General features: G+C 45.7%; 12 protein-coding genes. 11 read left to right on the top strand and 1 reads right to left on the bottom strand.

Going from position 1 to position 10,782, the window contains the following annotated elements:
- Together ON064_RS14460 and ON064_RS14455 are read left to right on the top strand one after the other, a co-directional pair.
- A partial coding sequence (locus tag ON064_RS14460; protein ID WP_274625323.1) for a 23S rRNA (pseudouridine(1915)-N(3))-methyltransferase RlmH occupies positions 1-112 on the top strand: 112 nt, incomplete at its 5' end.
- A gap of 387 nt (positions 113-499) precedes the next feature.
- Positions 500-2,008 carry a DUF1846 domain-containing protein gene (locus ON064_RS14455; RefSeq protein WP_274625322.1) on the top strand — a complete coding sequence of 503 codons (1,509 nt, stop codon included), beginning with the start codon at positions 500-502 and terminating at the stop codon, positions 2,006-2,008.
- A 244-nt stretch (positions 2,009-2,252) separates the two neighbouring features.
- Here the strand turns inward: ON064_RS14455 and ON064_RS14450 are convergent, their stop codons facing one another.
- Positions 2,253-3,002: an SDR family NAD(P)-dependent oxidoreductase gene (locus ON064_RS14450; RefSeq protein ID WP_274625321.1), complete on the bottom strand. Its 750-nt coding sequence runs from the start codon at positions 3,000-3,002 to the stop codon at positions 2,253-2,255.
- Positions 3,003-3,183: 181 nt separating this feature from the next.
- Between ON064_RS14450 and ON064_RS14445 the strand changes: the two genes are divergently transcribed.
- The 9 genes from ON064_RS14445 to ON064_RS14405 all read left to right on the top strand — a co-directional run bounded on the left by ON064_RS14445 (position 3,184) and on the right by ON064_RS14405 (position 10,739).
- Positions 3,184-3,771, top strand: coding sequence for a putative immunity protein (locus tag ON064_RS14445; protein WP_274625320.1), 588 nt, complete (start codon positions 3,184-3,186; stop codon positions 3,769-3,771).
- Between the two features lie 218 nt (positions 3,772-3,989).
- Positions 3,990-4,781 carry a GNAT family N-acetyltransferase gene (locus ON064_RS14440; protein WP_274625319.1) on the top strand — a complete coding sequence of 264 codons (792 nt, stop codon included), beginning with the start codon at positions 3,990-3,992 and terminating at the stop codon, positions 4,779-4,781.
- 71 nt (positions 4,782-4,852) lie between these two features.
- Entirely contained in the window at positions 4,853-5,224 is a 372-nt protein-coding gene (locus tag ON064_RS14435; RefSeq protein ID WP_274625318.1) for a DUF1761 domain-containing protein, read from the top strand.
- A 102-nt stretch (positions 5,225-5,326) separates the two neighbouring features.
- Positions 5,327-5,815 carry a GNAT family N-acetyltransferase gene (locus ON064_RS14430; protein WP_274625317.1) on the top strand — a complete coding sequence of 163 codons (489 nt, stop codon included), beginning with the start codon at positions 5,327-5,329 and terminating at the stop codon, positions 5,813-5,815.
- A gap of 62 nt (positions 5,816-5,877) precedes the next feature.
- Positions 5,878-6,477, top strand: a complete 600-nt coding sequence (locus ON064_RS14425) for a DUF4230 domain-containing protein (protein WP_274625316.1) — start codon at positions 5,878-5,880, stop codon at positions 6,475-6,477.
- A gap of 156 nt (positions 6,478-6,633) precedes the next feature.
- Complete coding sequence (locus tag ON064_RS14420; protein WP_274625315.1) at positions 6,634-7,599, top strand: nucleoside hydrolase; 966 nt, start codon at positions 6,634-6,636, stop codon at positions 7,597-7,599.
- 60 nt (positions 7,600-7,659) lie between these two features.
- Positions 7,660-8,277: an NAD(P)-dependent oxidoreductase gene (locus ON064_RS14415; RefSeq protein WP_274625314.1), complete on the top strand. Its 618-nt coding sequence runs from the start codon at positions 7,660-7,662 to the stop codon at positions 8,275-8,277.
- Between the two features lie 139 nt (positions 8,278-8,416).
- A complete protein-coding gene (gene dcuS / locus ON064_RS14410) occupies positions 8,417-10,030 on the top strand; it encodes a DcuS/MalK family sensor histidine kinase (RefSeq protein ID WP_274625313.1) in 1,614 nt (537 codons plus the stop codon).
- Positions 10,023-10,739 carry a response regulator gene (locus tag ON064_RS14405; protein ID WP_274625312.1) on the top strand — a complete coding sequence of 239 codons (717 nt, stop codon included), beginning with the start codon at positions 10,023-10,025 and terminating at the stop codon, positions 10,737-10,739. The genes dcuS and ON064_RS14405 overlap by 8 nt, the downstream gene beginning before the upstream one ends.
- Positions 10,740-10,782: the final 43 nt, after the last annotated feature.

The raw sequence follows: 10,782 nt of genomic DNA, 5'->3' as shown, positions 1-10,782 counted from the left end.
GAAATTGTCGTTTTCTAAGATGACATTTCCGCACCAATTGATGAAGTTGATTTTGCTGGAGCAGATTTATCGGGCTTTCCGGATTATGAAGGGTGAGCCGTACCATAAGTAAATGAGGTTTATGCTAGTAAATAATCTCTAGCTTATGCATGATTTGTCCAAATGCCAAAGAGAATCGAGTTGTTAAAACCAATTCCAATGCTTTCTTTACGCCGATAAATCAATTTACTTCAGTTATTGAAACTAGCTAAGGGAAACAGGTTTTGATCATTTGGATATGCTGAACAGTGGGCTAAATTCTGTTATTTTAGTCGGATACATCGATGGAAAGCTTACTTTACTTATGAGGATAACCTAATCAATGAAGCAATTGGACCGATTTACTTTTTTTCAAAAATTTATAATGATAAAGAATGGATTTTTATTTGGAAGTATCTCTTAAGGCGTTTTATCACTCGGGTTAAGAGAGCTTGAAGTATAGAAAGTGGGACCAAGATTAATGAAAAAAATTGGATTTGATTCGGAGAAATATTTGCAAGAACAATCAGCCTACATCCTGGAGCGGGTGCAGCAGTATGATAAACTTTACTTGGAATTTGGCGGGAAATTGATAGGCGACAAACATGCCAAGCGTGTGTTGCCTGGATTTGATGAAGATGCCAAAATCAAACTATTGCATACACTGAAAGAAAAGGCGGAAATCATCATCTGTGTCTACGCTGGAGACATCGAACGAAACAAAGTCCGTGAAGATTACGGCATCACTTATGACCAAGATGTCCTTCGCTTAATTGATGAATACCGGGCATACGGCATTTCTGTCAACAGTGTCTTGATCACCCGTTACCAGGGGCAGCCAACAGTCAAAGTATTTATGACAAAGCTTGAGAGAAGCGGAATTAGCGTCTGTATTCACCGCGAAATCGAAGGTTATCCGGCAAACGTGGAGGCGGTCCTTGGGGAAGAAGGATTTGCGACAAATCCTTATATCAAAACGACAAAGCCGATCGTGGTAGTAACGGCCCCTGGCCCGGGCAGCGGAAAGCTCGCCACTTGTCTTAACCAAATGTACCATGAGAATAAACTGGGGAATGAAGCCGGCTATGCCAAGTTTGAGACTTTTCCGGTTTGGAACTTGCCGTTAAAGCACCCAGTAAACATCGCTTATGAAGCGGCTACCGTCGATTTAAAAGACGTAAACATGATTGATAATTATCATTATGAAGCGTATGAGAAAGTAGCGGTCAATTACAATCGTGATATTGAGACATTTCCTGTCATCAAACGGATTATCGAAAGGATTACCGGCAAAGAGTCTGTTTACAGCTCACCGACTGATATGGGGGTTAATCGTCTGAAATCGGGCATCACGGATGATAGCGTTGTCCAGGAAGCTGCCAAGCAGGAAATCATTCGGCGCAGTTTCGTCGTAGAGAACGATTATAAAAAAGGGCTTGCCGATGAAGACAGTGTACGCCACATGCAAGTGATTCTAGAAGAGACCGGTTTAAAGAAAGAGGATCGGGCACCTGTATTGCCGGCGCGTAATTATGCGAAAGAAGTCCAAGCACAAATTGACAGCACGAATTTACAAGCTGTAATTGCGATAGAATTGCCGAATGGCGAGATGATCACCGGTCGAACGACCACTTTGATGGATGCTTCGGCAGCCGCGATTCTGAATGGGTTGAAGAAATTGACCAATATTTCCGATGAAATTGATTTGTTGTCGCCGATGATTTTACAAACGATTCAACGGTTGAAAACCGATGAATTGAATAGCCGCGTCCCGACATTAAGCGCCAATGAAGTGCTCATTGCACTGGCAATCAGTGCGGTCACCAATCCTACTTCAGAGCTGGCTTATAAGCAATTGCCACATTTAAAAGACACCCAAGCCCATTCTACGGTTATATTGAATAGAGAAAACGAACAGACCTTTAAGAAGCTTGGAATCGACATCACCAATGATCCGGTATATCCAACTGAGAACCTATATTACAATTAAATTTTAGAAAACATCTGCCTTTTTCTTCTTACATAGAAGCCTGAGGCGGATGTATTTTCCTTTATAGCGTTTACTGAAAAGGTTCATTCTTCTTTTAATGAGAAGAATGAACCTTTTTGTTTTATTGAATCAATCAGGCGCTACTTGTGAAAGACTGTAAAAAAAACTTTACTTCACCCGACAGGAAAATAAAGCTCTTTATAGTAAATGGTTAAATTAATCCTATCTTGTTTCCTAAGTCTATTTATTTTAAAGAATACCCACCATCTACAACGATTTCCGCACCGTTTATATAAGATGCTTTATCTGAAGCTAAGAACAGCACGACTTCTGCGATCTCACTTGGTTTCCCATAATTTCCTCTAGGATGCCCTTGAGATTGCTTTTCATAATTTTCTTTTCCGCCGTATGCTTTAATGGCCAGGTCGGTTTCTGTCGGGCCAGGGGATATGCAATTGACCCGGATTCCTTGGTTGGCAAAACGAAGGGCAGTGCTTTGGGTCATCGCGACAACCGCCGCTTTAGTCCCGCTATAAGCCGGCAGCATCGGATTGACTTTATCGTTTCCGAGGATCGCTGCATTATTAATCACGACTCCATGTTTTTTCTTGCCCATCACGGCTAACGCATATTTCATATAGAGGAAAATCGCCGTTTGATTGACGGCAATCAACTGATTCCAGTCATCCAGCTTTACTCGAGACAAGGGCCCCATTCCGATAGACAGAACGCCCGCATTGTTGAAGAGGATCTCGACAGTGTGTCCATCATTTTCAAGTGCGTTAAAAAAGCTTTCGATTTCTTCCGGGTTTTCGTTATGGACTTGGTGAAAATGGGCCTTTCCGTCGCATTCACTCTCTACTTGAGCACCTTTGTCGCTGTCTCTTCCCGTAAAATGAACGCTAGCCCCTTCCTTGCAAAAGAAATGAACCACTTCTTTGCCAATTCCATCCGTTCCACCGTTAACAACCACTACTTTGTTTTCGAACATCATCTGATCTCCTCCAAACGTCATAGTAAAGTCAAAAAGTCTGTATAATCAGTATATAGCACTCGTTTAGCCAAAGGAAATCTAGCTACTTTCCATTAAGCGGGCCGGGAATTTTCTTCTATGGAAGAATTGATCCCACTCCTTGATGAGTGTGTAACCCATGTCTAGTGAGGGGCTGGTAAGGATGCTTTCTGATGTCAAAGTCAAATTTCAACGAAAGAACCAAATATTATTTTCTCGAGACAGCGAATGTTTACAAGAACTGATTCAGCTAATTCAACGGCAGACTCATCGGACATTAGTGATGTGGGCTTTAGATTGTGCAAAAACACCTCTAATGGAATTTGAAGAAAAGTACCCGAAAGAGAAAAGACCAAGAATCTGTCTAGCCCTATGCGAAGATTGGGCGAGGGGAAAAATGAAAATGGGCGAAGCCAAACGCGCTATTTTAAATTCTCATGCCGTAGCAAAAGAAATTGGTGACCCGCAATATGGAGCTTTATGCCACGCCATCGGACATGCTGGAGCAACTGTTCATGTTGAAACGCATGCGTTAGGATTGCCCATGTATGAATTAACGGCTCTAGTTTTAAAACATGGTATCGATCATTTTGAAGCACCAGTTCATGACAAGATTAATTTTTATCAAAAACGCCTGTTGTACTGGCAAGACAACACGGATAAATTGAAACTCGAGTGGGCGGACTTCCTATTGGATGACACAAAACCGAATAAAGAGCGGTTGTTGAGTGAAAAACAAAGGCCTAAATGAAAATTTTCATCAGTTCTAAAATTCACATACAGTTCTTATAGGAGATGATGACAAGCCTATCCCATGAAGGCTTTGCTAAAATGATCATCTAATTGGCATCAGCAGTTTTGAATTTATTTAAGCTATTTCTTAACTCAATAAACGATAAGTTCAATCGGAATATCATGTAAATACAGTACGGTGAATCACACCAAAAAATGGGGGGAGGCGGAACATCCATGAATTTACTAGAGCAGATAGAGGAGCTGGACTTTGCGTTATTGCAGTCTTTTTCCACCAAGCACAACCGGCCTTGGGGAGCATTGTTCAGCAATCCGAAGCAGCCGGATTATTATGATGCCAACCACGCTTACGTGAACAGGCCGCCGGATGAGCCTGCCAACGTAATTAGCGAAGTCGTTTCGTTTTACCGGGCCTCAGGAATTACGCCCAGGTTTTATTTGGGAAATATAGAGTCTTTGACCTCCTTTATGGAGACATTGAAAGAAAGCGGGTTTCAGATCGAACAATTTTCACAGCCGATTCAGTTGTGGAACCAGCAACTGACGCCGGTTCCGTTCAATGAACACATTGCGATCGAAAGAGTGACCGAACGGAATTACGAAGAGGCTTTGGCGGTGGAATGCCAAATTGAAGAGTTCGGCGGGAAAGCGGTGCGCGAAAAAGCGTTTGAGACGGAATTCAACGATCCGCGCTATCGCCATTACGTTTTGAAATACGACGGCGTTCCGTGTTCTTCTGCCTGCTTGTTTGTTCACGGAAATCAGGGAAGAATTGAAAGTGTTGCGACCATTAGAGCGTATAGAGGAAAAGGGCTAATCGACGCGTTGCTCGAATACATACAGAAGGAAGCGCAAGCAATGCAGCTAGAAAAACTGTGGGTGCATCCGATCAACAAACGGGTCGAAAAAGTATATGTCCGCTCTGGATTCGAGACCGTTGCGAGCTTACAGACGGGCCATGCGTTCTTGGACGGTAAAAGCATTAAAGAGATACAAGCTCGCTCATAAGGCTCTCCTATGGTATAAAGCGAGCGAGTAACGATTATAAGAGAGCTTAAACGGATGGAGGGAATAAAAGGATGATCGATTTCCAAACGGTGAATGTGTTAGCTGTGTTGATCGGCGGTGTCCTGTACATGATTTACGGTGCAGTCTATTATTCGATATTAGTAGGGAAGGAAAATCAAGAGACAGGCGCGATGAAGTATGTGTTTTCGGTGATTACCGCTTTCTTGAGTTCCTTTGTGATCGCCACGCTCGTTCAAATGACAGATGCGAACAGTTTATTTGAAGGTGCTGTGTTGGGGGGAATGATTGGGCTTGTTATTGCCCTTGTTTATTTGAAAAACGCTTTGTTTGGGCTCATTAGCAAGAAAAATGTTGCCATTGCGATTGGCGATCATTTGGTAATCTTCTTGTTATTGGGGGCTTTCCATGGCCTTTTCACTTAATTGGGTGGCACAGTCAGACTAAAATAAGAAATTCTTACCGGCTGACTGATCAATGGCAGCATGTATAGTAACAAGCGCATGCCATGAGGAGGAACGCAAAAGATGGAGAAAGATGATAAAAGGCAAGCTGTCTTTGAGTCAGAAAGGTGCTACATCAGGCCTTTTATTGAAAGCGATTTGGATGCTTTTATTACATACCGCAATAATCCCGAATGGATGGAGTTTCAATATTTTAAAGGCTTGGCTCGAGAAGAATATGAAGAAATTTTATTAAGAGAGCCAGTAGTGGAAAATGGTGCTCAATTAGCGATTATCTGTAAAGCCGACGAGTCCCTAATGGGGGATGTGTTTATTAAAAAGGAAGCCGAAGCTTGTTGGATCGGCTATACTATCAACCCGATGTTTAAAAGACAAGGCTATGCTTATGAAACGATTAGAGCCATGATTCAGTGGATTCGACAGGCATATCCTGGGGTCAAAATTAAAGCCGGGACATCTCCTGAAAACTTGGCTTCCATTCAGTTGCTTAAAAAGCTGGAGTTTGCACCAACGGGCACAGAAGATGGCGAACTTATTTTTCAATATGCGTAATAAATCATTTTATGGTTTACCATCAAGAGAGCAATAAATTAAACATGTGGGGGAACTAAACGATGAAAAAATTGGTTGGAATTTTATTCTTTGTATTAATTATAGGGGCAGCGGCTGGCTATGCATTTTCACAAACAAGTTTATTTGGCGTCACTACCAATAGCAGTTCCGACGCCTCCTTGGTGAAGGATCAGATCGTAAAGATTGCGGAATTGGCATCACTTGAGTATGAGTATAGCAATGTCATAGTCAGTGAGACCGATAAGAACATTTCCTTGCCTGGGGTGTCCGATATTAAATTTGCAGAAGCGATCAGATTAATTGAATACGATGGGTATATAAAAGCGGGATCCAAAGCCTCGGAAATTGAAACTTCCTACAACGAGAGCACAAAGCAATTGGTCGTTAGAGTACCGAAAGCAGAGATACTTGAGAATGTGGCTGACACTGAAAATATGGAAATTAGAGATATCAAAGATGAGTTATTCTCGGACTATCCTTCTCAGAAAATTGTAGAGGATATAAACCGTGAAAAAGAAAAGCTTGAAAAAGAGAAAGTCGAACAAGGATTCTTGGAAGAAGCAGACAAAAACACAGAAGAGATTTTAACTGCACTTCTTGAAACTCCTGCATATAACGAAGTAATTATCGAATTTTATTAATACATATTGCCAACCATCCATCAAGGTCCCTGACTTTGATGGATGGTTGTATGGAGTGATTCTTGAGTAATCAATAGAGGCACTTGCTATCATTTCACTCCAAGCCCAGACTAGCGTAAAATCAAAATCAACAGATGAAAAAGGTGGTTTTGAGGGATGGCCAGATTGCCGATGATAATCGATACGGACCCCGGAATTGACGATGCGATGATGCTGACATTGGCGTTCGCGCATGAGGAATTCTTTGATGTGCGCTTGGTGACGACGTGTTCGGGGAATATTTCGCAGGACAAGACGAATTATAATGCACGGACGTTTCTCAGTTATATTGGGGCAGAGGTGGAAGTAGCACGTGGTTTGGAGCAGCCGATGTTCCGCGAGCTCGAGATGGCGGAAGAGATTCACGGGGAGAGCGGATTTGGGAACGTTGAATTTCCTCCGCCGATTTTGCCAGTGAGCGAACGGCCGGCCGTGACCGCGATGCTCGAGACTTTGCTTTCGAGCGAGGAGAAAATGACCATTGTTGCCACCGGCCCTTTGACGAATGTGGCGGCCTTATTGCTGGCGCATCCGGAAGTAAAACCGAAGATCGATCGGATTTCGTGGATGGGCGGAGCGGCAGTTGGCGGCAATATGTCGCCGTCCGCTGAATTCAATGCCTATGTCGACCCGCATGCGGTGGAAATCGTCTTCCGCTCGGGCGTTCCGATCGTCATGAGCGGTTTGGATGTGACGCATAAAGCATTTGTGACACTGGAAGAAGCTCAGGGCATTTTGGCTATCGGCACTGAATTTGCGGAGAAGGCGTATGGCCTCGTTACGCATTATTTGGATGTTATCAAGAGAACTCCTTTTCATGAGGAGAATTACGACCAGGTGCTGCATTTCCACGATGTCTGTGCGGTGATGTATTTATTGAAACCGGAGTTGTTCGAAGGACAGGACTGCTTTGTGGAAGCATCGCTCGAAGGCATCACGGCGGGCGCCACAGTGGTCGACTTCACGAACCGGACAGGGGAGAAGCCGAATGTCCATGTGGTGCATAGCGTAAATCGCGAAGCGTTCGTTGAGGAATTCGTGAAAGCCGTAAAAGTCATTTCGGATCGTGTGGAATCCGGTTGATTCGTTTTATGTTTTGGATTCGATAGCTTAAAAACTCATATGAAAGCAAGGTGAAGCGTGATGAAAATCATCGTATTCGGGGCGACAGGCGGCGTGGGCCGATCGGTCGTCGAGCAAGCATTGGAGCAAGGCTATGAAGTGACGGCGTTTGTGCGGACGCCGGACAAATTGAAAGTCACAGACGATAAACTAACGGTGATGCAGGGAGATGCGTTCCACGTGGAACAAGTAGCCGCAGCAATTGCCGGTCATGACGCGGTCGTATCCTGTTTGGGCTCGAATCAAGGCATGAAAAAGTCGGATGATCTGCAAACGATGGCGAAAAATATCGTGGCAGGCATGCAACAGCATGGCGTCAAGCGCATCGTCTACACGGCATCTGCAGGAATTAACGATGAACTTCCAGGCATTGGCGGAAAGTTGATGATGGGCGTGCTGAAGCAGGTGCTCATCGATCACCGCGCCGCTGCCGATGCCATTCAAGAAGCTGGTCTGACCTATACGATCGTCCGGCCGATGGGCTTGACCAATGATTCCTTTAGCGGGCAGTACCGGGAGTCTGAAGAAGGCGTTCCGGGTAAATCGAAAACCATTCCGCGCGCAGATGTGGCGCATTTTATCGTCAAAGCACTGGGAAATGCAGAGTATGAAAACAAGTCTGTGGGGATTGCGACTTGAATCCTCGCCAAGACGAGCAGCTGCAAATATTGCGGCTGTTTTTTTGGTTCATCCCCACGATTTTCTTTAGGGCTGATTTGGCTTATAGTAGAAACATCTGTTTACAAGAACTTTTCCGCAGTAAAGAATGAGGTGCATCATGGCATTTTTGTCGCGATTTAAATTAAGTACAATCATTATCTCGTTTGTGCTATTGGTGGTGTTGGTGTCTCTCGTGATCACCAATCTGTTAGTGGCTGATACATCGGGCGACCGGATCGAGCAGCAGCTGGAAGATAAAGCCGTCAGCATTTCCCGCACCGCCGCAGAGTCGCAAGTCATTCACCAGGGCTTGGAGAAGGAAGCGGCGGAAGCGAATATCCAGGATTATGCGCTGGCCGTGCAACAAGCCGCTGATGTGTCATTTGTCGTCGTCATGGATATGGATGGCATCCGCAAATCGCATCCGAATCCGGACAATATCGGCAAGGCGTTTGCCGGTGGCGATGAACTCCGTGTGCTAGCAGGCGAAGAATACACCTCGCGTGCGGAAGGGACGCTCGGGCAATCGGTCCGTGCGTTCACGCCAGTGTTTGATGAAGAGGATAATCAAATCGGTGCAGTCTCGGTCGGTATTTCCTTGGAGGAGGTAGAAGCGGCGGTCGGGCAAAACCGGCAGACCATCTGGATCGGTTCGCTGACAGGCTTATTGTTCGGCATCATCGGCGCATTGTACTTGGCGCGTTATATCAAAAAGAGCTTGTTCGGGCTGGAGCCTCCCGAAATTGCGCGCATCCATGAAGAACGCAACCAAATGCTTCATTCCGTTTACGAAGGCGTTATCGCGATCGATCAAAATTCGCGCATCATGCTCGCCAACCGGTCGGCGAGAGAGCTGTTCGAAAAAGCGGGCTTCACGGGCCGTGAGCCGATCGGCAAGGAGATCCATGACTTTCTGCCAGGCCTCAAGACGCACCGTGTATTGCTTGAAAAACATACCGTTTTGGATGAAGAGCAGGAGCTTAATGGCCTGTCGATCTTGTCGAACCAAGTGCCTTTATTGGTGAATGACCAAGTGATCGGCGCGATGGTGACATTCCGGGACAAGACGGAAATCGATTTGCTTGCCGAACAATTGACCGGCGTCGAGATGTATGCGGAGACTTTACGGGCGCAATCGCACGAATTCATGAATCAACTGCATGTCTTGCTCGGCTTGATTAAAATGGAGCAATACGAGCAAGTATCGCAGTTTATCGCAAAATTGGTCGACCACCAGGCCGTGGAAGTCGGCAATGTGACGCGCTCCATCAAGGATCCGGTGCTGGCAGGCTTTATTCTCGGGAAAATCAGTTTCGCGAGAGAAGCGCAAGTGAATCTTTCGATCAGTTGCGAGACCGATATCCCAAAACCGGACGATCCGGCAGTCACGCACGAGCTGATTACGATCATCGGCAATGTGGTCGACAACGCGATCGACAATGTCCAAACGACCGAACACAAGCAGGTGCACGCCGCCTTTTCCTATATCGATGAATTGCTGACGATCACGATCAGCGATACAGGAACCGGCATCGACGAAGAATTGCAGGAAACGATGTTCGAAAAAGGCGTCTCCAGTAAGGAAGGCTATCACCGTGGATTCGGATTGCATTTGGTGAAAAACAGCGTAGACAAACTCGAAGGCTCGATTGAAGTGGCCTCCGAGGAGAGCGAGGGCACGACATTCGAGTTGGTGCTGCCGTATGAAGCAAGGGGTGAAAATGATGATTAAGGTAATGATAGTAGAAGATGACCCGATGGTGGCCGCCTTGAACCGGCAATTCGTTGGGCGGATGGACGGTTTTGAGGTGATCGGCGCCGCCGGAAACGCCCAGCAGGCAATCGCGATACTGTCGGAGTCGGACATCGATTTGGTATTGCTCGACATCCACATGCCGGGTTTGACCGGCATCGAATTTTTGCAGATGCTCCGCGAACAACAGCAAGACCTCGACGTCATCTTGATCACGGCGGCCTCTGAAATCCAGCAAATCCAGCACGCCTTGAGGCTCGGGGCTTCCGATTATTTGATCAAGCCTTTCGAGTTCAGCCGTTTCCAGGAAGCGCTCCTGCAGTACCAAAATAATTTCCATAAATTGCACGCTAATAAACAAATCAGCCAGCAGGAAATCGACAGCCTGCTTGGCAGAAAACAGCCGGCCGTTTTGGCGTCAACGACTGTCCAAACGTTGCCGAAAGGGCTGACGAAAGCAACGCTGCAAACCATCCAGCAAGTGATTCTCGTGAACGAAGCCAAGGTGTTTTCGACAGATGAACTGGCGCAGTTGGCCCAAATTTCCAGGGTGTCGGTCCGGAAATACCTGAAATTTCTCAGCGCCATCGGCTATTTACAGGAAGATTTGACCTACGGGGTCGGCCGGCCCATCTATCAATACCGGGTAAATCCACAAGGGGCGCGCAGCCTTGATCCATATCTATGAAAGCGTCGAGTCCGCGCTTTATTTTCACTTATAATCATAAAGA

It is taken from the genome of Planococcus sp. A6 (assembly GCF_028823615.1).
GTDB lineage: Bacteria > Bacillota > Bacilli > Bacillales_A > Planococcaceae > Planococcus.
The sequence above is the reverse complement of the archived record's forward strand: the minus strand, read 5'-3'. Positions and strand labels throughout refer to the sequence as shown.

Bases quoted from the DNA above. Each gene is read 5' to 3' on its own strand.
- ON064_RS14445 (WP_274625320.1), top strand. From the start codon at position 3,184: ATGCTTTCTGATGTCAAAGTCAAATTTCAACGAAAGAACCAAATATTA.
- dcuS (WP_274625313.1), top strand. From the start codon at position 8,417: ATGGCATTTTTGTCGCGATTTAAATTAAGTACAATCATTATCTCGTTT.
- ON064_RS14430 (WP_274625317.1), top strand. From the start codon at position 5,327: ATGGAGAAAGATGATAAAAGGCAAGCTGTCTTTGAGTCAGAAAGGTGC.
- ON064_RS14440 (WP_274625319.1), top strand. From the start codon at position 3,990: ATGAATTTACTAGAGCAGATAGAGGAGCTGGACTTTGCGTTATTGCAG.
- ON064_RS14425 (WP_274625316.1), top strand. From the start codon at position 5,878: ATGAAAAAATTGGTTGGAATTTTATTCTTTGTATTAATTATAGGGGCA.
- ON064_RS14450 (WP_274625321.1), bottom strand. From the start codon at position 3,002: ATGATGTTCGAAAACAAAGTAGTGGTTGTTAACGGTGGAACGGATGGA.
- ON064_RS14415 (WP_274625314.1), top strand. From the start codon at position 7,660: ATGAAAATCATCGTATTCGGGGCGACAGGCGGCGTGGGCCGATCGGTC.
- ON064_RS14455 (WP_274625322.1), top strand. From the start codon at position 500: ATGAAAAAAATTGGATTTGATTCGGAGAAATATTTGCAAGAACAATCA.
- ON064_RS14420 (WP_274625315.1), top strand. From the start codon at position 6,634: ATGGCCAGATTGCCGATGATAATCGATACGGACCCCGGAATTGACGAT.
- ON064_RS14435 (WP_274625318.1), top strand. From the start codon at position 4,853: ATGATCGATTTCCAAACGGTGAATGTGTTAGCTGTGTTGATCGGCGGT.
- ON064_RS14405 (WP_274625312.1), top strand. From the start codon at position 10,023: ATGATTAAGGTAATGATAGTAGAAGATGACCCGATGGTGGCCGCCTTG.